A 25,187-nucleotide genomic window follows, 5' to 3' on the forward strand; every position below is an offset into this window, starting at 1 on the left:
AAGTCATACTAAAAGGCACTACTCCCTAAATGATCACATCTCAAATATTACATGACTCTTTAAAGGAAAATTTTGGATTTGAAAAATTCAGAACCAATCAAGAGCAAATCATAAACACCATTTTATCCGGTCATGATACGCTGGCAATAATGCCAACGGGTGGCGGAAAATCAATTTGCTTTCAATTACCGGCACTTCTATTTCCTGGAATTACAATAGTAATATCACCACTGATCGCTTTAATGAAAGACCAGGTGGACAGCTTAAAAGCAAACGGAATTGATGCCTGCTTTATCAATAGCAGTCAAACGAATGAAGAACAGCAATCACACATTCAAAACCTAAAAGACAATAAAGTCAAAATGATTTATGTAGCCCCTGAGAGCTTATCCTATTTAGAAAATGCATTTAGCCAAATCACCATAAGTCTTATAGCAATTGATGAAGCACATTGTATTTCTTCTTGGGGACATGACTTTAGACCCGCATATACTAACCTTGGGTATTTAAAAAAGCGCTTCCCTTCTACTCCAATATTAGCTTTAACTGCAACTGCGGATAAAGCTACACGTAAGGACATTAGCCAACAATTAAACTTAGTAAATCCGAAGTCATTTATTTCTTCTTTTGATCGAAAGAACCTTAGCTTAGAAGTACGTCCCGCACTCGACAGAGTAAAACAAATAATTGATTTCATAAGCGATAAACCAACCGAATCTGGAATCATTTATTGCTTAAGTCGAAAGACAACTGAAGAACTTGCCGCAAAACTTAAAAAAGCAGGCGTAAACGCAAAAGCATATCATGCTGGTCTAGACATCTCGGTACGATCGCAAACCCAAGATGACTTCATTAATGATGATTGTCAAGTGGTTTGTGCCACGATTGCTTTTGGTATGGGAATCGACAAATCAAATGTTCGCTGGGTTATTCATTATAATTTACCCAAAAATATCGAAGGTTATTATCAAGAAATTGGAAGAGCTGGTCGCGACGGCCTGCCTTCTGAAACTATTTTATTCGAGAGTTATGGCGATGTAATTCAATTACAAAAATTTGCTTCACAGGGTTTAAATGCCGAAGTACAATTAGCGAAGCTCGAACGAATGAAACAGTATGCTGATGCCTTAAGCTGCAGAAGAAAGATACTACTTTCCTATTTTGGCGAATTAGTAACTGAAAATTGTGGGAATTGCGATATTTGCAAGAACCCGCCTGAATTTTTTGACGGAACAATCATCGCACAAAAAGCTTTATCTGCTATTATTCGTTTGAAAGAATCAGAACCATTGCCCATTATTATTGATTTCTTACGAGGTTCTAAGAATGCTTATATATTCGAAAATGAATATCAAAACTTAAAAACCTACGCTGTCGGAAGCGACATCTCTTGGTACGACTGGAATCAGTATATCATTCAACTGATTAATCAGGGACTTTGCGAAATTGCTTTTCACCGTCAAAATAAAATCCGCCTCACCGCATTGGCACGTGAAGTTTTATTTGAAGGAGACAAAGTACAATTGACCACGGTTATAAAAGTCAATACTGAAAAAACAGAAATCAAAGAAACCAAAAGCAAATCAGCTGCCAATTCTCTTTTTGAAACGCTACGAAAATTGCGTTATGAAATTTCTAAAGAAGAAAGTGTTCCTGCATATGTTATTTTCAGTGACGCCGCTTTACGCCAAATGGAAACAATCAGACCCATGAGCGATGATGAATTCATTACCATTGACGGAGTAGGAAAAGCAAAACTGGAAAAATATGGAGATGTCTTTATAAAAGCAATAATTGCATTTCAAAAAAACAAAGTAGTAAAACCAAAAAAAGAAGCAGGAACCTACAAAGAAACACTACAATTATTTCAAATTGGATTAACTACTCCAGAAATTGCCTTGAAACGCAAACTTGGCATTAGCACTATCATGTCCCATTTAGCAAAACTATATTTGGATGGAGAAGCAATTGACTTATACCAATTTGTTTCTGAAGATGAAGTGAGTTTAATTTCTAAAGCCAAGTTACAATTAGAAAGTCCGACTACTTTAAAACCCTACTACGACTATCTAGAAGAAAAAATAGCGTACGACAAAATAAGATTGGCTTTAGCTATTATCGAAAAAGAAAGACGTAATAAATAATCTGTTATATGATTACTTCATTTCCCCATTTTATAAACCCACAAACAGAAATCCTAATATTAGGAACGATGCCTGGCATTGCCTCTCTTGAAAAGCAAGAATACTACGCACACAAAAGGAATCACTTTTGGAAAATTATGTATCGTCTTTTTAGCACATTACCTGTTTCAGAAATTTTCGAAGAAAAAATAAAACTGCTACAGTCAAACAAATTGGGGTTGTGGGATGTTTTAGAAAATTGCGAACGAAAAGGAAGTTTAGATGTCCATATTAAAAATCAAAAAGAAAATGATTTTGAATCTTTATTCAAGGAATTCCCAGCTATCCACAAAATAATTTTTAACGGAAAAGAAAGTCACCGTTATTTCGTAAAAAAGTTTGGACAAATAGAAGGCATCACGTATTATGTGATGCCTTCAACTAGTCCTGCAAATACAATGTCTTTCGAAAATAAATTAAAAATCTGGTCCACTTGCTTCCAGTAATTTATAGATATCTTTCCTGAAATATTTTTTGATGATGTTTTTGATGCCCAATAGTGATAAAGCCAATAGCACGCACTGAAACGGCACTGTTTGAAGCAACCCCCATTCTTGTTAGTTGCTCTTCTGAAAAACTTTTAAAGAGAGCAATAGTAGATTGCCTCACCAAAGCCATTTCGGTCAACAACCCCTGCAAATTTCTTTCGTTGGCATTGGTGTTATCAACATAATCATTTTCTTCAAAACTAGGCAAAGGTGTTTTATCATTTCTAGAAATTCGCATGGCGCGGTAACTGAAAATACGCTCTGTATCAATAAGGTGCTGAATGATTTCCTTTATAGTCCATTTTCCCTCCGCATAACGGTAATCGAATTTATTCATAGGGATGTTCTGCACAAATTTAATAAAATCATGAAGAGATATTTCTAATTCTTCAATCAAATTAACATCTTCTAGTTCACTAACATAATCCGCATAAAAAGGAGCGTACTCCGTATCTGGTAATTGATTTGATTTCATTTATTTTTTTGTTTATGCCGAGTTTCTACTTGCGTTTGTATTTCCAAAAAGCGAACGCATCACTATTTTTTCGTAAACCTTTATTAAATTCTCATCTATAACACTTTCTTTGTTAAGCTCATTTATTCTTAACAAAGCGTATTGTTGTATTGTCAACAATGGCAGTACAATACGCTCCCTAATTTGAATCGAAGCTTTACCATCAGGATAATTCTCCATAAGCTCTTCATGACCTGCTATTTTTAGCAATAATCGTTTAGACTCTAAAAATTCATCATAAATAATTTGCCAAAATTCTCCAAATTCAGGATCCTTTTTCATGTAAGCCGTTAAAGGAAAAAAGGACTTCGTTATTGACATCATACTGTTTTCTAACAATGTTTTAAAAAACAGAGAGTTGTCATATAAATCCTGAACTTTATCCCATTGCTCTGTACCTTCAAAATATTTTAGTGCCGTACCTACTCCAAAAAATCCAGGGACATTTTGTTTTAACTGACTCCAAGAACCCACAAACGGAATAGCTCGCAAATCTTTAAAATCCAACTGTTCCGATTTACCTCTTTTAGAAGGTCGGCTTCCTATATTAGTTTTAGCATAATATTTCAAAGTACTCATTTGCTCCAAATACGGTATAAACTTCGGGTGATTCTTAAAGCTTAAATATTTTTCATAACCTAAATCAGCTAATTGCCCCATCACATTCTTTTCATCAAGCGACAACTCATTTTTATTTTTACTAAATACCTGATTTGTAACCCCGGCACTTAATAAATTTTCTAAATTGTAGCGACAAGAGTCTAAAGTACCAAAATTTGAACTTATGGTTTGTCCTTGGACCGTAATTTGAATTTCCTTGTTTTCAATATTTGGACCTAAAGAAGCATAAAATTTATGTGTTTTTCCTCCTCCACGTGCTGGTGGTCCACCACGTCCATCAAAGAATATTACTTTAATGCCATATTTTCTGGACATAGCAGTCAATGCTTCCTTTGCTTTGTAAATACTCCAGTTTGCCATTAAATAACCACCATCTTTAGTACCATCAGAAAAACCAAGCATAATTGTTTGCTTCATTTCTCTATTTTTCAAATGATTCGCATACATTGGATTCGTATACAATTGCTCCATAATAGTGTGCGCACTTAGTAAATCCTCAACCGATTCAAATAGTGGCACAACATCAACTGTAGGACTTTCCCAATCACATAAACGAATCATTGCAAAGGTTTCTAATACATTCAGCGCACTTTCGTTATTACTTATTATGTAGCGATTAGCACCTAGTTCTCCATTATTTGTCTGAATTACCTTAATTGCCTGAATCGATTCTATAGTCGACTTCGTTATTTCATCTTCAAAATCGCTTGAATCAATATTTCCTTTAACATTTGACAACACCTCAAATTTTTCATCTTCGGTTAAATCATAATAATTCTCAGGGAAAATATCTGAGCTTGAATTCACATAGAACCCATGAATATCTTTAAAAACAGCATCGTGTATTCTACTGTTTTGACGGATATCTAAAGTAGCAAAATGAAAACCAAATAAATTCACTTTAATAAGAAGCGCTTCCAATTGATCTAAATACAGCGACTGATGTTGCTCGATAACTATTCTCTTGATCTTATTTAATTGCGCTTTAAACTCCTCTAAAGTAATGTATATTTCACCTTTCGAATAAAAAACAGAACGGTAAAGTTTTTGTTCAAGTTCAGCCACCAAAATATCTACATTAAAGAAAGTTAGCTTTCTTTTTAAGTTTCTAATTTCGATGTAATAACATTTCAATATTGACGTTCTTAATCGCTCAGCTACATTCAATGTAATCTCAGTTGTTACGTAAGGATTCCCATCACGATCTCCACCAGGCCAGAACCCTAATTTTATCAAAGCGTTTTGAATGGACTCACCTTGAAAAACATTTTTCTGTAGGTAATGAACCATGTCTCCTGAAGTACTGTAGAATACATTCTCAAGATACCAAATCAAACTAACTGCTTCATCAAATGGATTTGGCTTCTCGTTTTTTATAAAAGGCGTTTTTCCTAATTGAGCTAAGAGTTCTTTTATATTCAATAAATTATTTCCACGTATAGCGTCAGTCAAATCATTAATAATTCCTAATACAGAACCAGGATAGAACTGAGTAGGATGAGCCGTTAACACTGTTCTTACATTAAAGTTTCCCAAGAAGTCAATTAACTCTTCTTTTTTTCCTTTCGCATCTGCTTTTTCTTTAATATCTCGCAACGAACCTCTACCTTCCATATTATTTACAATCGGAAAAGCGGCATCTTCAACCGCATCAAACAAGACGATTTGGCGTTCGATATATTGAATAAAACGAAACATGATATCAATTTTATCAGCTTCTTCAGTAATGTGCGAATATTTATTAGTGAAAAAATCCACAATTTCTTTTGGAGTCTGCTGTTTCTTAAAACCACTCTCGCAAACATCTGTAAATAAAGGAAGTAAAGCCCCTATATTATCTATAGAATCAAATGGTAAAGTAATAAATACACTATTGTAAATATTGTATTTAGAGAGGACGTTTTGATTAAAACGTTCAATTTTTGGTAGCGTGTACATAATTTTGTTATAGTTGGTTTGGTTTAACGGAAAATAGTTATAAAAAAATAACCCCAAGAACTAACTTGAGGTTATATTAAAATATAGCAATCAAGTGTATTACATGTTTTTAAATATCGTATGCATCAAGCGCTTCTTATCATTGATACTTTCCTCCAATGAAATCATAGTTTCTGTTCTATAAACACCGTCAATATCATCAATCATAAAAATAACATCCTTAGCATGCTTTGTATCTTTAGCTCTGATTTTACAGAAAATATTAAATTTTCCAGTAGTTACTGAAGCAACAGTCACAAAAGGAATCTCGTTAATGCGTTGTAAAACAAATTTAGTTTGTGAAGTATTATTAAGAAAAACTCCTACATAAGCAATAAAAGAATATCCTAATTTATCATAATCAAGTACTAATGACGAACCCATTATGATTCCCGCATCTTCCATTTTTTTAACCCTAACATGTACGGTTCCAGCAGAAATTAATAATTTTTTGGCAATATCTGTGAACGGAACTCTGGTGTTGTCGATCAACATATCTAATATCTGATGATCTACTTCATCTAAACGGAACTTACTCATATTTCTATAATTAATATTTATAATTGACTAATACAAAGTTTAAAAATATACATAAAAACATTAAATCGATTCAAAATATTATTTTTTTATCAATCCATTAACAAATTCAATGCTATTTTCTAAATAAAAATTGGCTTTTTGATTTAATTCAGGAAAATTACCGTGTTCATCTTTATACTCTGCTTCTTTCGCATCATACTCGATATGACCATAATAGCTATCCAAATCTCCAATTTCTACAAAATAAGCATTAAAAAACAGTTTGTTTTCTATTAACTCCTCTTTGTATTGTGCAGCAAAATTCGTAATTTTTTCATTACCATCATAATTTAATTTGACATTTTTATACAAAAAATCATAAAAAACGACTTTATTTTGAGGAATACTCAAATAATTATCAATTCCATTGTCAACTATATCGTTTTCGCAAAGTATAGTGAAACTAGAAAGTAACGCCATAAAAATATACTTTCTTGTGTTTTCTCTTTCATAATCATCTTGAAAATGTCCCGCTTCAAACAATAAAGTAGGAACTCCGAGCGCCTGAAAAGTATCTCCAATGCAATTGAGATTAAAAGAGTCGTCAAATCGCCCTATCTGACCTGGTATATATTGCTGCAACACGTTATTAATTCCTGCAATAAGCGCAATGGCCTTCATTCGTGATTCATTTATTTCCCGTTCTTCGTTATAAGAAGGAGCTAAAAACGAAACTGTTGCGGGCTTACCTGTACTTCCTACTCCAAAAATAGTGCGCTGATCATGCAGGTTAAAGCAATAATTAGGCAGAAAAGAATCAAATGCATCACGCAACACTCTGCTTTCCGGTTGTGACAAGTTTTGCGAGTCTCTGTTTAAATCAATTTCATTTGCGTTTACGCGGGTGTAAGCTTGCGCCCCATCCGGATTCAAAATTGGAATACAATAGAAAGTAAAAGCAGCTAACAATTCTGCAGCAAGTTCTGAGCCACTATGCAGCACATTTAAAAAGTCAAACAAGGCCTTTGTAGTTGTACTTTCGTTTCCGTGCATTTGAGACCAAAGCAAAATTCTAGTTTCTCCTTCACCAATTTGGTAGCTGTAAATTGGTTTTTTAAGCACTGACTCTCCAATAACCGAAAGTTGATTATTAGTATTTAATCTGTTCAATAAGGGCTCAATTGATTCTAAAGTAAGATACCTGCCTTCAATCGATTGCTCCTTGTTATCGTTGAATAATTGTTCTAAATCCATAGTGTATTATTTGATTTACAAAAGTAAACATCTTTATTTTTACAATTGTAAACTGATTAAAATTGATTTATTTTAGAATTGTAAACAGCTTTAAAGGATAATCCTTGCTCTCAGTAGTAGTACAATTTGACAAATGTTACCTCGATTATAAAATTGTTTTAAATTACTGTTTATCAGTGTATTAAAACGCTTCATTTAATGCTTTAATTAGATATAAATGCTCTTTTATATACAATTTACACTTGTAATATTGCTATTCTTGTCTGTTTGTGTTACATTTGTAATTAGATAAATTTTAATAGCTATTTACAATGGTAAACACTGAAGATTTTATTAAACGGCTTGAAATTATATTGGACTATTACAGTTTAAATGCCTCCGCATTTGCTGATAAAATTGGTGTACAACGATCCAGTTTGTCCCACCTTCTATCAGGTAGAAACAAACCCAGTTTAGATTTTATTCTTAAAATTCTGGATGTTTTCCCTGATGTAGATTTGTATTGGATTTTGAATGGTAAAGGCAGTTTTCCAAAAAATAGCGAGCCAATTCTAAACCAAGAAAACAAAATGGAAGACGTCATCAAACCAAATACATCTACTCCAATTCCAGAACCCATTCCTCTTCAAAATTTATTTTCTGAAGAAAAAAACAGTACAGATAAAAATAGAGCTGTTACACAAAACGAAAATATTCAAAACGTAGTCAACGAATCCATTTCTGGTGAAGTGGAAAAAATTGTGTTCTTTTATAAAAATGGTACTTTCAAAGTTTTTACGCCAAACTAAAAAAAGCCAATCCTTTTTTTAATAAAAAGAATTGGCTTTTTTAAATGCGGCTAAATGTAAACTGGAATTATTCTTTAAATCCTTTTTCGGCAATTTTACCTTCTACTCCTATAAAATGCTTTTTTAAAATAATCAGGTCTTCTTCAATATTTCCTGTCGGCATTAATGGAGCCCCAAGATTAACTTCTTTTTTTCCAAAATCAAACGCAACAGGAATTATAGGCACATTTGCTTTTAAAGCAATGTAATAAAATCCCGTTTTAAGTTGACCCACTTTATCCCGTGTTCCCTCTGGAAGAACTGCTAAACGAAAAACTTTTCTTCGATTAAAAATTTCTGCAATAACATCTACTTTGTTCATTCCACCAGATCGATCCAGTGGTTCTCCTCCCATGTATTTAAAATAGTACCCCAATGGAAAAGTAAATAATTCTTTCTTCCCTACAAAGTTCATTTCTAACCCTGTGATGCCTCGCGTAAAAATCCCCAGATAAAAATCATGGGCACTTGTATGTGGCATAACCATCATGACGCATTTTTTAATATCTGGATCAATCGAACCTACAATCTTCCATCCCATAAGTCGGAAAAAGATCCATTTATAAATTTGTTTCTTCATTACTCTCTAATTTGTTGCAAAATATATAATTTAAAACTTATTTTTGATAAAAACCATTGTTGATGCTAAAAAAAGTACTCAGTTACCTTATTCCTATTAATATTCATAGAGTAAAATCGGCTTTAAGCAAATCTCTAGAGGTAACTTGGGCAAATGGTGAATTAGTATTAGATTCTGAAAATGCTAATTATTCCTATGGTAGTTTGCAGCGCATCTTAAGATTGGGATTAAAAAACATTGGCTTCGACAAAATAATTAGAATGGATCACATTTTAGTACTTGGTGTCGCCGGCGGTAGTGTTGTGAAAACTTTAGTTGATGAAATTAAATTTAGCGGTCGAATTACTGGAGTCGAAATTGATCCTGAAATTATCAAACTTTCAAATCACTATTTTAAACTGGATGAAATTCAACAACTGGAAATTGTAATTGACGATGCTTTTGAATTTGTTTTAAAAACCAAAGAAAAATACGATTTGATTATCATTGATATTTTCCAAGATACTACGATGCCTAATTTTTTATATGAAAATTATTTTACCAATCGCATTTGCTACTTATTAAAAAGCAAAGGATTTGTACTATTTAACACGATGCTTCTCAATGAGCAACACAACCGTAGAAATGAAAAGTACCTTTCAGATTTCTGCACTACTAAGTACAGTATAAAATCGATACCTAGAATAGAAATTCACAACGAGTTAATTGTTATTGAAAAAAGAGATTAATCTGATTTTAAATCACTCCAATTTTTCTTTTTATAACTAAAACATATATTTCGTACTTTCGATCGGAATAGCAAAAATAAATTTGATGAAAAAAGTCATTCGCAAACTGCTCTTAGGTAATATTACTAAAGTAGCAAAGCCAAAGTTTAATCCTGTTCAAAAGAGAATTCAGAATATTAAAGCAATTTGGAATAACGATCATCAGGATGATAACGGAATAGAAAAAATTGTTCGCTTATTCCTTTCCTCCTCGCAGTTATTTTTCCCTGGCATTTATATTAAATATTTGGCCTCTAAAAAAGGACCTGAACATGAAGACCTGGCAGTAGATTTCTATGTTTTGCTCAAAGTAAGTTTACCATTATTGATTCTGATGAATCATTGGCAAAATAATTATTTCATTCTTGGAGTGATGGTATATGTTATGTTAGAAACAATTTTATACATTCCCACACTGATTTTTGCTTCTGATCTATTTTCAAAACCGCGTTCCTATAAGAGATCGATGTTATTACTTTTCTTTAACTATTTAGAAATGGTATTCGGTTTTGCCGTTTTGTATTCCTTCACTAATAATTTTAACAAACCCTTTACGCATTGGTTTGATGCCATATATTTCAGTACAGTAACTTCCTCCACAATTGGATATGGTGACTTCTATCCCACTGACCCTTTTGGCAAATTTTTAGTGAGTATACAATCTATGATAGTCTTGATGTTTGTGGTTTTATTCCTGAATTTTTTCTCTACTAAAATAAAATCAAAAGGATATTTTGACGAAGACAGCACACAATAGTTTATAGCATCAATCTTGCTTTCTCTAAATCTTCGGGAGTATCGATTCCAATACCTACATGCGTAGTTTCAACCATTTTGATTCGTTTTCCAAATTCGAGGTAACGTAGTTGCTCTAATTTTTCGGATGCTTCCAATGATTTCATGGGTAAATTGTAAAAATCAGACAATGCCTGTTTGCGAAAAGCATATATTCCGATGTGTTGCATATAGCGAACTCCAACATTTTTCTCTCTTGGATAAGGAATTACCGAACGGGAAAAATACAAAGCAAAACCGTTTTGATCCGTTACCACTTTTACGTTGTTGGGATTATTGATGACTTCCGTATCTTTAATTTCACGCATCAACGAAGCCAAATCAACTTGTTTGGCCGAATCTTTTCTAAAGATCTCAATCAGTTTCATCAAAGGTTCTGTATCAATGAAGGGTTCATCCCCTTGTACATTAACTACAATTTCCACATCTAGGTTCGCAACTGCTTCTGCAATTCGATCACTCCCCGACTCATGTTCTTTGATGCTCATAATGGCTTTTCCTCCGTGAGTAACAATTTCGTCAAAAATCAAATTAGAATCTGTTACCACAAAAACATCGTCAAACAATTTTGTGTTTACTGCTGCTTCATAAGTTCTTAAAATCACAGTTTTTCCTCCAAGATCCTGCATTAACTTGGCAGGAAATCGTGTTGATGCGTAACGGGCAGGAATGACGGCTATTATTTTCATTGGATTTAATTTCTAATATGCTAAGTTAGTCTGTTTTTTTTTAGTTTACTAATAATTAAGTTTAGTCATATCTTTCTCTTTTTTTTTACGATTTAGGGAAGCTTCTGTCTTCTTACTTTCTATTTTACAGCTATCAACTTACGCAATAGGTTTGCTCTGAAACGAGTACTCAACCTGCATTGAAATAGGCTTTTCAGTTTGGCCTTTTTTCAACTTAAGATGTAAAAATCAAAAGCCTTTACTACTGATCTAAGAACAATACTAAGCCTAATTTAAAACTAAATTATTCACTTAAAATTAAGAAAAGTGTATATTTGCCTAATATTTTTTTTTATTAAATTTAGTTGCATTGCGTTTTCTAATATTATACATTGATTACAAATCAATTAGCTAAATTCGAACATAAAAATAACTATACTAAACAATAGTATTCAATTTGATAAATTACGATTACGAGTATTATTTCATATTATATTTCAATGAACTTTATGCATCAGAGTTGCTTATTTGAGCGCCCTGGGCAGTTATACAAAAAATCCTATGTCCCTAAAGAGGCTTGAAATCAAGAAAAATATTCGAAAAACTGATGACAAAAATTTGTCCTTCCGAGTTTTTGACCTCGGTATGGCAAGTATTGAAGATTATTTGAAACCACATAAAAAGGATCATTTTTTTATTATTATAGTGGAGTCTGGAAATATTAAAGTACATATCGAAGACCAGGTATATTTATTGAAATCAGGAAAAATATCTATTATATTTCCTGATCAAATCCACTTTTTGTCAAATATGAGTACTGATTTGGCTGGTAAAATTATATTATTTGAAGAAGTATTGTTTTGTTCAGATATATTGAAAAATGAACTTAGTCCTTACAACGTTAACCTATCAGTCCACCTTAATTGCACCGCCCTTTCCAGCGTTGAATTTGAAAAGGTGCTTCCTATTATAAAGAATATACAGGATATTTACAACGACCCGAGTCTTGTTAAAAAAGAACAGGCCCGTTTTTACATCAAAATTTTCCTTTTAGGACTCATAGAGTCTGTACATGGCCAGCATCCTGTTTTACATCAGGACACTCAAGGCCCAGACCAAAACACTTATATTGCCTTTAAAAAACTTTTAAACCGTCAATATAAAAGCGAGCGTACCGTACAATACTATGCATTAGAACTGGCTATCAGCAGTAAAAAACTCAATGCACTAAATAAAAGATATTCTGGTGAAACCGCAATTAATGCTATCCATAACAGAATACTTACAGAAATTAAACGAAAATTATTGTTTTCTGATCTCTCACACAAAGAAATTGCATTTGACCTTGGATTCAGTTCCCCATCTGCACTTAATAAATTTGTAAAAGCAAAACTGAAGGAAACTCCAACCGACCTTCAAAACGAACTGGCGCAAATTTATACCGCATAGTCTTGTTTATATAACATCCTTCCCTCCCTGTTGATCTATCTTTGCACAAGCAATTAACACTATTCAAATACATAGAAAGTGCTGTTGCCAAAAAGCTATTACGGGCTAACTATTTCGTTTAATTCGGCATCTGATGAATTAAAATAGAAACGTTTCCTGTAGCTTAGTTAAGCAATACCAATAAGCGGACACTCGAAAAAATATCAATCAAAATTACCTGATCTTATCGGTGTAATAAGCTGAACGATCTGACGAGCGAACGACCTTATTTAAAAACACAACAATATGAACAGCAATACTTTGACAAACAAAAATCTGCTTGTTATTTTGGAGGAAAACCTGCAATTAGCAAATGATATTAATCCGCGAGAGATAGCGGTTTTGGTCGACGAAATTAAAGCAGCTAAACGAATTTTTGTTATGGCTGCAGGAAGGAGCGGGCTTGCATTAAAAATGGCAGCCATGCGGTTTATGCACTTGGGGTATACTGTATTCATAGTAGGAGAAACTAATACACCTGCTATTCTTGAAGGAGATTTGCTACTTGTAGCATCAGGTTCAGGTACAACCTCTTCAGTAGTCTCATCAGCAGAGAAAGCTAAGAGTCAAAAAGCTACAGTTATTGCTATTACTGCCGATGCAGAAAGCAAAATAGCTGGACTGGCAGACAATATCTTACTAATAAATGCTGCAACAAAAACAGACTTTGGGGTTTCAGTCTCTAAGCAGTATGCAGGGAGCCTTTTCGAACAATTTACATTATTAATCTTAGAAGGTGTTTTTATGACGCTATGGCAAGAATCAGAATTGACCAAAGAAGAGCTGTGGCCCAAACACGCCAACTTAGAATAATGATTTTTTATTATTAATTTTTTTTAAACATTTTAGACATGACAAAATTACAAGTCGCAATTGATTTACTTACTACGGAAGCAGCATTAGAACTGGCACATAAAGTAGCACCTTACGTAGACATTATAGAATTAGGCACACCGCTAATTAAATCGGAAGGCCTTAAAGTGGTAACAGCAATGAAAACAGCTTTCCCTGACAAATTAATTTTTGCAGATATGAAAATTGCAGATACCGGTTCCCTGGAGGCAGAGATAGCATTTAAGGCTGGTGCAGATCTAGTAACCGTTATGGGTGCTGTAGATGATGAAACCATAAAAGGTGCTGTAGAAGCTGCAAAAAAATACGGCAAAAAGGTAGTAGTTGATACTATTGGAGTTAAAGACAGGGTACAAAGAGCCAAAGAGGTAACTGCATTTGGAGTTGCTTTTGTTGAGTTGCACGCTGGTCTTGACGAGCAGACATTAGCAGGATACTCTGTACAAACACTTATTAGTGAAGGTAGATTGGCAAAAGTTCCCTTCTCTATAGCAGGTGGTGTAACCCTTAGTACAATAAAAGATGTTGTAGCTGCTGGTGCAGATGTAGCTGTCGTAGGTGGTGCCATTTATGGTGCTGAAGATCCCGCTGCTGCTGCAAAAGCGTTAAAAGATGCTATAAGTAGTGTTACTGTAGCGTAATTGATTAATTTTGGCTGGACTTTATATATGTATATAGGGTCCAGCCTTTTTTTTGCAATAATAAATTTAGATACTAATTATGAACACATTTGATTTTGGTATAATCGGCTTGGGTGTAATGGGTCGTAACCTGCTCTTGAATATGGCCGACCAGGAATTTGCTGTGGCAGGCTTAGACTTAGATGAGGAAAAAGTTTTTTCACTCACACACGAAGCGAATCCACAACACCGAATTAAGGCCACTATAGATGTGAAAGAGTTTGTGGGACTGATAAAGCAGCCACGGGCAATTATGTTACTTGTGCCTGCAGGAAAGCCTGTAGACACTGCTATTGAAAGCCTACTACCCTACTTGGATAAAGGCGACATTCTTATCGATGGTGGAAATACATACTTTACCGATACCGACCGCAGATTTACAGAATTATCCGCCAAAGGGATCCACTTCTTTGGGATGGGTATCTCCGGGGGGGAAAAAGGAGCACGATTTGGTCCGAGCCTTATGCCCGGTGGTAATAAAGAAGCCTATGAAAGGCTGCGCCCTATTTTTGAATCCATAGCAGCAAAAGTTGACGGGGAACCTTGTGTGGAATATTTAGGCAACGGATCCGCGGGTAACTACGTTAAAATGGCCCATAACGGAATTGAATATGGTATTATGCAGCTTATTTCAGAGGTGTACGACCTTATGAAACGAGGGTACAACTTAGACGATAATACGATTCAAAAAGTATTTGAAGACTGGAATGATACCGAACTTCAATCCTACCTGATTGAAATAACAGGACAAATTTTAAAAAAAACAGATACCGACGGCCAGAAGTTAATAAATGTAGTATCCGACTGGGCTAAATCTAAAGGGACAGGAAAATGGACTTCTCAAAATGCAATGGATATAGAAGTACCACTCCCTACTATAGACGCAGCAGTTGCAATGCGTGATATGTCCAAAAACAAACCGGAAAGAATTGAGGCTTCCACGAAATTGATTTGGAATGATGAACAAATTGACACTGACTTGCCTTCGGCTATAGAAGCACTTAAAGAAGCTTTGCATTTTAGCATATTAGTTACTTATGCCCAAGGATTGGCATTGTTAACTAAAGCTTCAGAAGAGTATGATTATGACCTGAACCTTGAGACAATAGCTAAGATTTGGCGCGGTGGATGTATTATTCGTTCTGTAGCCCTTGAAGATTTCAGACAGGCTTATGCCAAGAATCCAGAACTGAAAAACATACTGCTCGATGATAGCATAGCCAAGACGTTAAACGAGAATCAATCCAGTTTAAGAACTACGGTGCAATTTGCAGTTCAAAAAGGAATACCCATTGCAGGTTTAATGAACTCCCTGGCGTATTTTGATGCTTACCGATCAGAGAACCTTCCTACCAGCCTTATACAGGCGCAACGCGACTACTTCGGGGCACATACTTATGAGCGTATTGATACTAAAGGTATATTCCACACAGAGTGGAATGACTAAATTTTAAATCGAACAAAATGAATAATCCCGATACTGTGAAGCCAACCATCATTCTTGTTTTTGGGGCAACAGGTGACTTAGCAAAAAGAAAGCTTTTCCCTGCCTTTTATAATCTTTACCTTGATGGTCGCATGCCAGAAAAGTTTGAGATCATTGCGCTAGGAAGGGCAAAAAGCAGCGATGCGACATACCGAAGCCATGTGCGCGATAACCTTACCGCATTTTCCAGAAATAAAATACCCTCCGAAGAAGCCTACCAGAAATTCGCTTCCCATATCAGCTATTTGCAAAATGATATAGACCAGGAAGAATCATATCAGCTGATGAAACAGAAGTTGGACGCCATAGATTTGTCTTTTGGTGAACGTGCCAACAGACTTTTTTACCTGTCAATAGCACCCTCTTTCATTGAAACGATCTCCAACAATATTAAGAAATTAGACCTTGCAGCCCATCCGGAACAGGATCGTATTATTATCGAAAAACCTTTTGGTTACGATAAAAGTTCTGCAGAGTTGCTAAATAAGCTATTGTCAAAAACCTTTAAAGAGGAACAGATATATCGCATAGATCACTATCTGGGAAAAGAAACTGTACAAAATATCCTGGCTTTCCGCTTTGGAAATTCTATGTTTGAGCCACTCTGGAACCGTAACTTCATTGATTCTGTACAGATTACTGTTGCGGAAGAAGTTGGTGTTGAAGACCGTGGTGAGTTTTATGAAGGCGCCGGAGCACTAAGGGATATGATACAAAACCACCTGATGCAAATTTTAACTATGGTAGCGATGGAAGCCCCGACATCATTACAGGCAGATGAGATCAGAAACCGTAAAGCTGACGTTTTAAAAGCGATACGCCGCATAACAACGGAAGAAGTAAAGCATTACACTGTCAGGGGTCAGTACGATAAGGGATCGATAAAAGGGAAACCAATACCCGGATATCTGGAAGAAAAGGGAGTTGATGAAAACTCTAATACAGAGACATTTGTAGCCATGAAATTTTATCTTGATAACTGGCGCTGGCAAGGTGTTCCTTTTTACGTTCGCACGGGCAAAAGAATGCAGGAAAAGCAATCCTCTATCGTCATACAATTCCAGCCGGTACCCCATTCTACCTTTTCTTTTGGAAAAGAAGGTATGATGCCGAACCGTTTAATCATAAACATTCAGCCAGCAATGGATATTAGGCTGCAGTTTATGACAAAAAAACCAGGTTTGTCACTTTCGTTGAAACCAGCAGAAATGGTTTTTGATTATTTTTCTTGCTCTACCCAATCACCTGAAGCTTACGAAACGCTATTATTGGATGCATTGCTTGGAGACCCTACTTTATTTATGCGTTCTGATCAGGTTGAAGAAGCCTGGGATGTGGTAACAACCATTCAGGAAGCCTGGGAAAACGATAAATCTTTAAGTTTAGATAAATATGAAGCCGGGAGTTGGGGGCCTGAAGCAGCGGATGAACTACTAGCCCGTCAGGGACATGCCTGGATATCAAACACGGATAACAAGGAAGAAGAACAAGAACAATAACAAGAAGAAGTAGCAGATGGTAAGTATATTTAATAATAAAGAGGAAATAGCAACTGATGCAGCCAATATATTTGTAGCTGCCGCACAAAATGCAATACAGCAACGGGGCCGCTTTGTCGTAGCCCTTACCGGCGGTTCATCGCCTGTAGCTATCTACAAACTTTTGGCAACACCCTCTTACAAAGCTAAAATAGATTGGCAAAGCGTTTTTGTTTTTTGGGGCGACGAACGCTGGGTGCCTCTTGATGAGGAACGCAGCAACGCGAAAATGGCATACGATTGTCTGCTAAGTCATGTCGATATACCAAAAAGCAACATATTTCCAATGTATAAAGAAGGAGTTTCTGCTGAGGATTATGCTTTGGAATACGAAAAATCTATTAAAAGTGTTACGGGAGAGGATGGGAAATTTGACCTTGTTTTATTAGGAATGGGCGATGATGGTCATACCGCTTCTCTTTTTCCAGGTCAGGCAGTATTGCAAGAACGCGATAAATGGGTATCGGCCTATTATCTCGAGTCTCAAAGTATGTTTCGAATAACCCTAACTGCAGCTATCATCAATAGAGCGAAGCAGATTGTGGTAGTTACTTTCGGAGAAAATAAAGCGCATGCATTAAACGAAGTTTTATACGGTGATTATAATCCCGAAAAATATCCTACGCAATTAATTAAACCTTTGGACGGAAAATTGTTGTTCTTGACCGATCAGGCCGCTACATATATAAGAGAGTAATTTGAATGTGAACAACAGGAAACTACAGCTTTAGTCAGGCTCCATTTTTGCAATTACCTTGATTGTTGAATGCTTCCATGGTGACAGAATTCAAAGCAAAAATTTTCTTTTTTTCGACTGAGCCGAACTTTACTATATTTATCTCTATCAAAATTCTGGAAGTCGACCAGTCTAAAATTGTGAACAATGTTTCCACTCGCTATAATTATGACAGCTTTAGTTCTTAAAGCGCTTAGCTTTTGCGCCAGTTCAAAATAATACTGCCTTGGTTTTGTATAATCAATACTCAGTTGAATCGCGAGAACATTGGCTGGATATTGAACGTCAAATAATTTTTGAGGAAATCCACCAAAATAATGGATCGTCCTTGGCATTTCCATGGCGGTGACCTTCGTCCCATTAGTAAACCAATGTTCCGAAATACACAAAATGGCATTAGGTTCCGGTAAGGTTTTGGTCATATTCCGAAAACCGACTACAAACTCATTTTCCTCAATGGTATTCATTGGGCTTCCGTGCCCTAAAAACAATACGGGCATTTTTTCGGTATTCGAAAAAGAACCTGATGTTTTATGTAAGTCGTTTAAAGTGTTTGTGATTCATGAAATTATTCGACAAAACTCTCATCTTTAAAACCGATCAAATATAATTTATTTTTTGCTCTCGTCATAGCGGTATACAACCATCGGATGTAGTCTCTATCAATTCCGTTGGGCAAATAAGGCTGTTCAATAAAAACGGTATTCCACTGCCCTCCTTGTGATTTATGGCAGGTAATCGCATAAGAAAATTTTACTTGCAAGCCATTAAAATATTCGTTGGCTTTTACTTTTTGAAATTGCTTGTATTTGGTTTCCCCTTCATAATCTTTCAAAACTTCCTGATACAATCTATTTGATTCTTCATAAGTCAAGGACGGCGATTCGCTTTTTATAGTGTCTAATAAAAGAACTGTTTCAAAGGGCTTTTGATCCGGATAATCGACCATTCTAATTTTTACATTGGCAAACTTAAAGCCGTACAGTTCTTTGATATTAAAAATTTCCAATACTTCAATAATATCCCCATTAGCAATAAAACCAGCTTCATCCGAATCTTTCAACCAAAAATAATTGTTCTTGACTACCATAAGGAAATCACCTGAGGAGAGTTCGCTTTCTTTGTCGAGAATTTTGGTTCTAATTTGTTCATTGTATTGATTCGCTCTTTTATTTGAACGAACAATAAAAGCAGTGTCTTCTATACTATAATTGCTGTAAGCCGAGTTGATAGCGTCCTGAATATCATAACCATCAGTCAGACGAACGATGTCTTTAAACTTTTTGACATTGAATTGGAATTCGGTGATGAAAGAGTCTTTCAGTAACTCTCGAAGTTCTGTTGCATTATACAAAATTCCAGAATCCTCTTCCTGACGCATGACTTCGTCGAGTTCTATATATTCGACTTCCTTATTATAATTCAAACTTAATGTATGCGTATCCAGTGCAGGACTGATATCTAAATTCACTGGAGGCAATTGGGCTGTATCTCCCAGCAGAATCATCTTGCAATTAGTTCCTGAATATACATATGAGATCAAATCATCGAGCAAAGAACCGTTTTCGTACAATTTAGAATCCGAGTTGGTATCCGAAATCATCGAGGCCTCATCGACTATAAATATGGTGTTTTTATGTTTGTTTTGTTGCAAGGTGAAAGAAACACCGCCACCGGAAGACTTCTTTGGGAAATATATTTTTTTATGAATCGTGAAAGCAGGTTTACTTGAATAACTAGCAATCACTTTTGCGGCACGACCTGTTGGCGCCAGCAAAACATATTTCTTATTTATGTCTAAAAGGTTATTTACAATCGTCGAAATTACGGTCGTTTTACCCGTTCCTGCATATCCTTTCAGGACAAAAATCGTGTCGTTATGAGTATCAGTTAAAAAAATAGCTATTTTTTGAAAAAAAATATCCTGTTTGTATGTGGCAACAAAAGGGAATTTATTTTTTAAAAGGCTATAAAACAAGGAGGAATTCATGTGGGTTTTGTTATTGTAAAATGAACATCAAATGTAAGGATGATAATCGAGGGAATCACATTAATTGGCTTTAGAATCAAAAAAAATTGTAAGTTTGTCATCGCATTTAACCCTCTCTGTTTTCTATAGACAGAATGGATTATAAATCAGATTATGTCTACACAAAACACAAATATTACCGAAAAGAAATATAAAAAACTCTCCATCCAGGTTTCCTTGGCCGGATTGTCTTTTTGCTGTTTTGACACACTCAATAATACGATTACTTCCTTTAACGAAGTCCATTTTGATTCTTTTCATAAAGGAATTAAAATTGAGGATTTATTTTCGAATGCTTTTCGGGATTACCCTGAATTGAGCGAAACCTATGATGATGTATTGATTATACACAATAACAATCTGTCCACATTTGTTCCTGCTCCATTATTTGATGAGAATTTCCTAGGGAGCTATTTGCAGTACAACACTAAGGTTTTTGACACTGATTTTTTTGCATACGATGAAATCAGTAATTACCAAATCAATGCTGTTTACATCCCTTATGTAAATATGAACAACTTTTTTATTGATCGATTTGGCACTTTCGATTATAAACATGCAAATAGTATTTTAGTCTCAAAGCTTTTGGATGCATCCAAAAATATTGACGATAAGAAAATGACAGTCCATTTTAGTGAAGGGCATTTTGAGATTATTGTGATCCAAAATCAGAAGCTATTATTATTCAACTCTTTTGATTATCAAACTCCCGAAGATTTCATTTATTATGTTTTGTTTACCGCAGAACAATTGAGTTTGAATCCTGAAAATTTTCCGCTAGAACTAATAGGAAATATAGACAGCGAAAGTGATTTTTTTAAAATAGCATACAAATACATTCGTAACGTTTCACTTATTGACGTTGACGATTTACGATGGAACAATTATTTTTCTGAGGCCGAAAACAGAAATCATTTTATACTTTTCAACTCATGAGAATCATTTCAGGAAAATACAAGGGAAGACGCATCTCTCCGCCAAAAGGCTTACCCGTTCGCCCTACTACCGATATGTCTAAAGAAGCATTATTCAATGTCATCAACAACCATTTCAGTTTTGAAGGTTTGAAAATTTTGGACCTGTTTGCAGGAACTGGAAACATCAGTTATGAGTTTGCCTCTAGAGGTAGCGCACCGATCACATCAGTAGATGGTGATTTTGGTTGTGTAAAATTCATCAAACAAGTGGCAACAGAATATGATTTTAATATTGCGGCAACTAAAAGTGATGTTTTTAAGTTTCTTGAAAGAAACAATGCAACTTTCGACATTATTTTTGCTGATCCACCTTACGCTCTGGATCAAAAGACTTTTGAGAAAATTGTCTTATTAATTTTCGAAAAAAACACACTTAATGACGATGGAATGATGATAATCGAACATTCTAAATACACGAAATTAGACCATATGGATAATTTTTCTTTCAAGAAAAGTTATGGTGGTTCTATTTTTAGTTTCTTCGAATTAAGTTCTGGTGAGGATGAATCAGATGCTGATCTATTTGAAGACGGCGTCGAAGAAGACTAATTATATAAAAACAGAAAAACTCTTGCAATTGCAAAAGCTTTTCTGTTTTAACATTTTTAAAAAGTAATTTATCGAATTCTACTCGAATTTTCATCAATATTTTTCTCCTTAAATTCGGGGTTTTTTATTTTTCCAAAGGAATATTTTACTGAAACGGATACTAAATTAGAATCGGTATAATAAATTCCTTTTGCAGATATAGTATTGATCGTGAAATTTTCATTAAATTTCATTTGCTTAAAAATATCATTGTAACTTATTGCACAATCAAAGTGCTTAAAAAGTGTTTTAGAAATTGCAAAATCCATTGTAAACAAAGCACTTCTTTCAAAAATGCCTTGCTGCTGTTTTGTCAGCCCCCAACCTGTTAAGGATACTTCTATTTCTTTTGGCAACTTGAACGAATGATTAGAATAACAATACAAATACGGTTTTGCCTCATTTACAACGGCTTGACTATCTTCAATCTTACTCAAAGCAAAATTTAAAGTATTGGTAACTGTCCAAAATTTGTACTTGAACGGAACCGTAAATTCTAAATTAAAGCCCGTCTCTTTTTCAAAATTCGTGTTTTTAAGAGTCAATATATTTTGAGCGGAATCATAAGAAGAACCATAATAAACTGGGTTACTAATTTTGTTGTAACTCACTTTTACAGATTTCTCTTTATATTGATAACTTAAAGCAACTTCATCCGTAATTGTTGGGTCTAGGTTGATATTATTTGACCAAACAAAATAGGGATTTATATAAGCCGAAACCTGACTCGTTGAAGAAAAATTTGGCCTTGAAATACTTTTACTATAATTTAAATTAATCGTATTTGTACTATCTATTGGGATTTCGACTGTCGCTTTTGGAAACAGATTAGTGTAATTCTTATCTATTAATAATGCTTTTTCTGATTGATACTTCCCTTTTACAATAGTATTTTCAGCTCTTAAACCAAAGGAATAATTTATTTTCTTAATGCTTCCAGAAAACTGAGAATAGACGGCACTATTTTTTTCTTTATAATTATAATCTGAATTTATTATAGAGATGGGACTCTCATTTTGTACAAAAAAATTGGTATTAGAATTTGCCCGCAGGTAAAGTGCTCCGAATTCCAACTTCGTTTTGTTTTTAAACTCTTTTTCAAAATCAAACCTTCCTGAGAAAACAGCAATATATATTTTTTGATTTCTATTTTGTGATAGTTCAAAACCAGTATTATTGTAATTATTAGAAATTACACTTGCAATTTCCTGATTAAACTTGGAATATTGAAAACCCGAAAATAAAATACCATCAATACTTTTTATTTTATGGTTATAATTTAAAAATCCGTTAGAAAAGCTTCTTTTTTCGTCATTAGCATTAAAAGTATTGACTTCATTAATTGTACTTTGTTGCTGATTATAGGTCTGTGTCTTAATATCAAAAATATCTTTTTGGCTTGTTCTGCTAAAATTTAAAGAAAAATAATCCTCTTCATTTATTTTATAGAAAGCCCCGCCTCCAAAAATAAATTGTGGTCTTTTTGTAACTGCTTTAACCAAATAATTTAAAATAATATCGTTAGAAGGAATCGTAAAGTTATTCCCGTTACTTTCCCAGATTTTAACTTGATTGTAGTCAAAATTTGCTTTAAACTCAAATTTATTTTTCTTTAAAGTAGAATTAATTCCTAAATAGTTGTTGAAATACTTTTTAAAAGATGCTATCTCAGATAAAGTAGTTTCAAAACCTTCTTTTTTACTTAACTTTCTTGCAATCAATATAACTACTCTTCCTGAAGCCTCATATTTTGAAGATGGATTATTGATAATTTCAATGCTTTTAATAGCATCAACAGCTAAAGAATTCAAATCATTTATTCCTACTTTTTGATTATCAATATAGATCAAAGGATTCCCTTTTCCTATAACAGTAATACTTTCTTTATCAGTACTTACCTGAATATTTGGCATTTTTGCTAATAGACCTAAAGTACTTGGTGTTGAATTATAAATTGAATTCGCAACATCAACTTTGATATTTCCATTTTTATTGGTAAAAATTTTATTTTGGCTACTAACCATTACTTCTTTTAATTTAGTAGAAATACTGTCCTTTGGAGTTTCCTTTTGTCCGTAACCAAATGCTGTTATAAAAAGACAAATTGTAATAATGCTATTCTTCATTTAAAATTGTAATTATATTTAAACCATTACAAAAATGCTTCTAAATACTAACAAGCTAAGTTAATCGAAGGTTAATGCGAGGTTAAAGCCTAGATTAAATAATTAAATACTTATTTTTGGATGGTATATTTCAACAAATGAAACAAAGAATCAATTTATTAATCACCTTTTCAATTATAGCGCTAATTGTGTTGTGTGTTGTTCAATTTTTTTTGGTGAAAATCACCTATAATTACAAAGTAGCACAGTTTCATGCGGAAATCAAAGAGGAAATTGCCTCTATCACAAATGATTACAGTGATATTGATTCGACTATTGTCCATAAGAAAGATTTACTTTATAAACAACTAGCTCAGCGCTACCTACAAAACAAAAAAAGAAAATCCGACCTTACATATGCATTGTTACACAACGAATATAGAGATGTGCTAACACGAAAATTACAACTAAAATTAGAAAGAGAAATACCGGATATCACAATTAACTTTGCAGTTGTACTGAACAAATTTATCCTTTATAAAAGTGCTCAAAAAGCAGATACGCTTTTTTCCGAAAAGTCATTTATTAAAAATAAATTATATGGTAATTTAATCTCTTTGGACAATGCCTTTCTAGTTCGGAATTATGCCGGAACAACTAGTGGTTCTTTACAAATGCAGGATTATAAGTTGCTTACTGAAGATTCAATGTATGTTTCTGTAATAGAATGGGAAACCATAATTCTAAAAAGAATGAGAATGGTTTTAATCTTATCCTTGTTTTCTATTATAACATTAATAACTCTTTTTGTAATTGCCATTAAAGCATTAATCAAACAAAAAAAGGTAAATGATGTCAAAACTGATTTTATAAATAACATCACCCATGAGCTCAAAACACCGTTGACAACTTTGGGAATTTCTACTAAGATATTGGAGCGAAAAGAGATTCGGGATAATGAAGTCCAATTCAACATGATCCTCCATACGATTTCACGTCAAAATAATCGTTTGCAAAACTTAATCGACCAGGTAATGTCAAGTTCATTAGGTGAATTTGAACTACAAAAAGAAAAAATTGATTTGGAAACTTTTTTGAATACAATTATAGTAGATTTCAAAATTGCAAATCCTGAAATTAATATTACATCAGACATCAATGCCGCAAAAACCACTTTATTGTTAGACCAATTCCATTTAACAACTGCCATTCAAAACGTGCTTGAAAATGCCGTGAAATATGGTAGCACCGTTATTAATATAAAAACAGAATTAATCCAAAATCAATTTAACATTAGTATTAAAGACAATGGAATTGGAATTTCTAAGAATAAACACTCCTTACTTTTTGATAAGTTTTACAGAGTGGAGAAAGGCAATTTACATAATACAAAAGGACTGGGATTAGGACTTTATTATGTAAATCAAATTATAAAAGCACACCAAGGATCAATTGCTGTTATAAGTGATTTAGGAAAAGGATCTGTATTTACCATTATGTTTAAAGTCTAACTAT

General features: G+C 34.0%; 22 protein-coding genes and 1 pseudogene. 14 read left to right on the forward strand and 9 right to left on the reverse strand.

Going from position 1 to position 25,187, the window contains the following annotated elements:
* Positions 1-29 precede the first annotated feature (29 nt).
* Positions 30-2,144: a DNA helicase RecQ gene (gene recQ, locus QO182_RS10215; RefSeq protein ID WP_371561429.1), complete on the forward strand. Its 2,115-nt coding sequence runs from the start codon at positions 30-32 to the stop codon at positions 2,142-2,144.
* 8 nt (positions 2,145-2,152) lie between these two features.
* Positions 2,153-2,629, forward strand: coding sequence for a DNA-deoxyinosine glycosylase (locus QO182_RS10220; RefSeq protein WP_371561432.1), 477 nt, complete (start codon positions 2,153-2,155; stop codon positions 2,627-2,629).
* A gap of 1 nt (position 2,630) precedes the next feature.
* Here QO182_RS10220 and QO182_RS10225 read toward each other — a convergent pair whose 3' ends face one another.
* The 4 genes from QO182_RS10225 to QO182_RS10240 form a co-directional block, all read right to left on the reverse strand.
* Positions 2,631-3,146: a DinB family protein gene (locus tag QO182_RS10225; RefSeq protein ID WP_371536715.1), complete on the reverse strand. Its 516-nt coding sequence runs from the start codon at positions 3,144-3,146 to the stop codon at positions 2,631-2,633.
* Between the two features lie 12 nt (positions 3,147-3,158).
* The gene (locus QO182_RS10230) at positions 3,159-5,744 is read right to left on the reverse strand and encodes a phosphoenolpyruvate carboxylase (RefSeq protein ID WP_371561434.1); all 2,586 of its coding nucleotides are present in this window, start codon (positions 5,742-5,744) and stop codon (positions 3,159-3,161) included.
* A 99-nt stretch (positions 5,745-5,843) separates the two neighbouring features.
* The gene (locus tag QO182_RS10235; protein WP_007139244.1) at positions 5,844-6,323 is read right to left on the reverse strand and encodes an Lrp/AsnC family transcriptional regulator; all 480 of its coding nucleotides are present in this window, start codon (positions 6,321-6,323) and stop codon (positions 5,844-5,846) included.
* 78 nt (positions 6,324-6,401) lie between these two features.
* Positions 6,402-7,556 carry a M14 metallopeptidase family protein gene (locus tag QO182_RS10240; protein ID WP_371561437.1) on the reverse strand — a complete coding sequence of 385 codons (1,155 nt, stop codon included), beginning with the start codon at positions 7,554-7,556 and terminating at the stop codon, positions 6,402-6,404.
* 311 nt (positions 7,557-7,867) lie between these two features.
* Between QO182_RS10240 and QO182_RS10245 the strand changes: the two genes are divergently transcribed.
* Positions 7,868-8,344: a helix-turn-helix domain-containing protein gene (locus QO182_RS10245; RefSeq protein ID WP_371561440.1), complete on the forward strand. Its 477-nt coding sequence runs from the start codon at positions 7,868-7,870 to the stop codon at positions 8,342-8,344.
* Between the two features lie 67 nt (positions 8,345-8,411).
* On the opposite strand, the gene QO182_RS10250 is transcribed toward QO182_RS10245, so the two are convergent.
* Entirely contained in the window at positions 8,412-8,963 is a 552-nt protein-coding gene (locus QO182_RS10250) for a 1-acyl-sn-glycerol-3-phosphate acyltransferase (protein WP_371536724.1), read from the reverse strand.
* Between the two features lie 62 nt (positions 8,964-9,025).
* Between QO182_RS10250 and QO182_RS10255 the strand changes: the two genes are divergently transcribed.
* Complete coding sequence (locus QO182_RS10255) at positions 9,026-9,691, forward strand: spermidine synthase (protein WP_371561442.1); 666 nt, start codon at positions 9,026-9,028, stop codon at positions 9,689-9,691.
* Between the two features lie 85 nt (positions 9,692-9,776).
* Positions 9,777-10,487, forward strand: coding sequence for a potassium channel family protein (locus QO182_RS10260; protein ID WP_371561445.1), 711 nt, complete (start codon positions 9,777-9,779; stop codon positions 10,485-10,487).
* 1 nt (position 10,488) lies between these two features.
* Here QO182_RS10260 and kdsB read toward each other — a convergent pair whose 3' ends face one another.
* Positions 10,489-11,214, reverse strand: a complete 726-nt coding sequence (kdsB, locus tag QO182_RS10265; protein WP_371561448.1) for a 3-deoxy-manno-octulosonate cytidylyltransferase — start codon at positions 11,212-11,214, stop codon at positions 10,489-10,491.
* A gap of 540 nt (positions 11,215-11,754) precedes the next feature.
* Here kdsB and QO182_RS10270 point away from each other — a divergent pair.
* The 6 genes from QO182_RS10270 to pgl all read left to right on the forward strand — a co-directional run bounded on the left by QO182_RS10270 (position 11,755) and on the right by pgl (position 17,934).
* On the forward strand, positions 11,755-12,642 hold the full coding sequence (locus tag QO182_RS10270; protein ID WP_371561451.1) for a helix-turn-helix transcriptional regulator: 888 nt from the start codon (positions 11,755-11,757) through the stop codon (positions 12,640-12,642).
* Positions 12,643-12,927: 285 nt separating this feature from the next.
* Positions 12,928-13,494: a 6-phospho-3-hexuloisomerase gene (hxlB, locus tag QO182_RS10275; protein WP_371561453.1), complete on the forward strand. Its 567-nt coding sequence runs from the start codon at positions 12,928-12,930 to the stop codon at positions 13,492-13,494.
* Positions 13,495-13,532: 38 nt separating this feature from the next.
* Positions 13,533-14,174: a 3-hexulose-6-phosphate synthase gene (gene hxlA / locus QO182_RS10280; protein ID WP_371561456.1), complete on the forward strand. Its 642-nt coding sequence runs from the start codon at positions 13,533-13,535 to the stop codon at positions 14,172-14,174.
* 79 nt (positions 14,175-14,253) lie between these two features.
* A complete protein-coding gene (gene gndA / locus QO182_RS10285; protein ID WP_371536740.1) occupies positions 14,254-15,660 on the forward strand; it encodes an NADP-dependent phosphogluconate dehydrogenase in 1,407 nt (468 codons plus the stop codon).
* Between the two features lie 17 nt (positions 15,661-15,677).
* Positions 15,678-17,198 carry a glucose-6-phosphate dehydrogenase gene (gene zwf / locus QO182_RS10290; RefSeq protein WP_371561459.1) on the forward strand — a complete coding sequence of 507 codons (1,521 nt, stop codon included), beginning with the start codon at positions 15,678-15,680 and terminating at the stop codon, positions 17,196-17,198.
* A 16-nt stretch (positions 17,199-17,214) separates the two neighbouring features.
* The gene (pgl, locus tag QO182_RS10295) at positions 17,215-17,934 is read left to right on the forward strand and encodes a 6-phosphogluconolactonase (protein WP_371561462.1); all 720 of its coding nucleotides are present in this window, start codon (positions 17,215-17,217) and stop codon (positions 17,932-17,934) included.
* A gap of 134 nt (positions 17,935-18,068) precedes the next feature.
* On the opposite strand, the pseudogene QO182_RS10300 reads toward pgl, so the two are convergent.
* Positions 18,069-18,473: pseudogene (locus tag QO182_RS10300) on the reverse strand (dioxygenase); the annotation flags it as partial.
* Between the two features lie 68 nt (positions 18,474-18,541).
* Entirely contained in the window at positions 18,542-19,963 is a 1,422-nt protein-coding gene (locus QO182_RS10305; RefSeq protein WP_371561465.1) for an ATP-dependent RecD-like DNA helicase, read from the reverse strand.
* 153 nt (positions 19,964-20,116) lie between these two features.
* Here QO182_RS10305 and QO182_RS10310 point away from each other — a divergent pair, with 153 nt between their 5' ends.
* Complete coding sequence (locus tag QO182_RS10310; protein ID WP_371536752.1) at positions 20,117-20,938, forward strand: DUF3822 family protein; 822 nt, start codon at positions 20,117-20,119, stop codon at positions 20,936-20,938.
* Positions 20,935-21,528, forward strand: a complete 594-nt coding sequence (locus tag QO182_RS10315; protein WP_371561468.1) for an RsmD family RNA methyltransferase — start codon at positions 20,935-20,937, stop codon at positions 21,526-21,528. Before QO182_RS10310 ends, QO182_RS10315 begins: the two co-directional genes overlap by 4 nt.
* A gap of 68 nt (positions 21,529-21,596) precedes the next feature.
* On the opposite strand, the gene QO182_RS10320 is transcribed toward QO182_RS10315, so the two are convergent.
* Positions 21,597-23,693, reverse strand: a complete 2,097-nt coding sequence (locus QO182_RS10320; protein ID WP_371561471.1) for an outer membrane beta-barrel protein — start codon at positions 23,691-23,693, stop codon at positions 21,597-21,599.
* Positions 23,694-23,830: 137 nt separating this feature from the next.
* On the opposite strand from QO182_RS10320, the gene QO182_RS10325 reads away from it, so the two are divergent.
* The gene (locus QO182_RS10325) at positions 23,831-25,183 is read left to right on the forward strand and encodes a sensor histidine kinase (RefSeq protein WP_371561474.1); all 1,353 of its coding nucleotides are present in this window, start codon (positions 23,831-23,833) and stop codon (positions 25,181-25,183) included.
* Positions 25,184-25,187: the final 4 nt, after the last annotated feature.

The organism is Flavobacterium sp. Arc2 (assembly GCF_041431385.1).
Taxonomy (GTDB): Bacteria; Bacteroidota; Bacteroidia; order Flavobacteriales; family Flavobacteriaceae; genus Flavobacterium.

Excerpts from the sequence above, each read along its gene's own strand:
- zwf (WP_371561459.1), top strand. The coding sequence starts at position 15,678 with ATGAATAATCCCGATACTGTGAAGCCAACCATCATTCTTGTTTTTGGG.
- QO182_RS10225 (WP_371536715.1), bottom strand. The coding sequence starts at position 3,146 with ATGAAATCAAATCAATTACCAGATACGGAGTACGCTCCTTTTTATGCG.
- QO182_RS10320 (WP_371561471.1), bottom strand. The coding sequence starts at position 23,693 with ATGAAGAATAGCATTATTACAATTTGTCTTTTTATAACAGCATTTGGT.
- QO182_RS10315 (WP_371561468.1), top strand. The coding sequence starts at position 20,935 with ATGAGAATCATTTCAGGAAAATACAAGGGAAGACGCATCTCTCCGCCA.
- QO182_RS10270 (WP_371561451.1), top strand. The coding sequence starts at position 11,755 with ATGTCCCTAAAGAGGCTTGAAATCAAGAAAAATATTCGAAAAACTGAT.
- QO182_RS10245 (WP_371561440.1), top strand. The coding sequence starts at position 7,868 with ATGGTAAACACTGAAGATTTTATTAAACGGCTTGAAATTATATTGGAC.
- recQ (WP_371561429.1), top strand. The coding sequence starts at position 30 with ATGATCACATCTCAAATATTACATGACTCTTTAAAGGAAAATTTTGGA.
- QO182_RS10240 (WP_371561437.1), bottom strand. The coding sequence starts at position 7,556 with ATGGATTTAGAACAATTATTCAACGATAACAAGGAGCAATCGATTGAA.
- QO182_RS10260 (WP_371561445.1), top strand. The coding sequence starts at position 9,777 with ATGAAAAAAGTCATTCGCAAACTGCTCTTAGGTAATATTACTAAAGTA.
- QO182_RS10235 (WP_007139244.1), bottom strand. The coding sequence starts at position 6,323 with ATGAGTAAGTTCCGTTTAGATGAAGTAGATCATCAGATATTAGATATG.
- hxlB (WP_371561453.1), top strand. The coding sequence starts at position 12,928 with ATGAACAGCAATACTTTGACAAACAAAAATCTGCTTGTTATTTTGGAG.
- gndA (WP_371536740.1), top strand. The coding sequence starts at position 14,254 with ATGAACACATTTGATTTTGGTATAATCGGCTTGGGTGTAATGGGTCGT.
- QO182_RS10310 (WP_371536752.1), top strand. The coding sequence starts at position 20,117 with ATGTCTACACAAAACACAAATATTACCGAAAAGAAATATAAAAAACTC.
- QO182_RS10305 (WP_371561465.1), bottom strand. The coding sequence starts at position 19,963 with ATGAATTCCTCCTTGTTTTATAGCCTTTTAAAAAATAAATTCCCTTTT.
- QO182_RS10230 (WP_371561434.1), bottom strand. The coding sequence starts at position 5,744 with ATGTACACGCTACCAAAAATTGAACGTTTTAATCAAAACGTCCTCTCT.
- pgl (WP_371561462.1), top strand. The coding sequence starts at position 17,215 with ATGGTAAGTATATTTAATAATAAAGAGGAAATAGCAACTGATGCAGCC.
- kdsB (WP_371561448.1), bottom strand. The coding sequence starts at position 11,214 with ATGAAAATAATAGCCGTCATTCCTGCCCGTTACGCATCAACACGATTT.
- QO182_RS10220 (WP_371561432.1), top strand. The coding sequence starts at position 2,153 with ATGATTACTTCATTTCCCCATTTTATAAACCCACAAACAGAAATCCTA.
- QO182_RS10255 (WP_371561442.1), top strand. The coding sequence starts at position 9,026 with ATGCTAAAAAAAGTACTCAGTTACCTTATTCCTATTAATATTCATAGA.
- QO182_RS10250 (WP_371536724.1), bottom strand. The coding sequence starts at position 8,963 with ATGAAGAAACAAATTTATAAATGGATCTTTTTCCGACTTATGGGATGG.
- QO182_RS10325 (WP_371561474.1), top strand. The coding sequence starts at position 23,831 with ATGAAACAAAGAATCAATTTATTAATCACCTTTTCAATTATAGCGCTA.
- hxlA (WP_371561456.1), top strand. The coding sequence starts at position 13,533 with ATGACAAAATTACAAGTCGCAATTGATTTACTTACTACGGAAGCAGCA.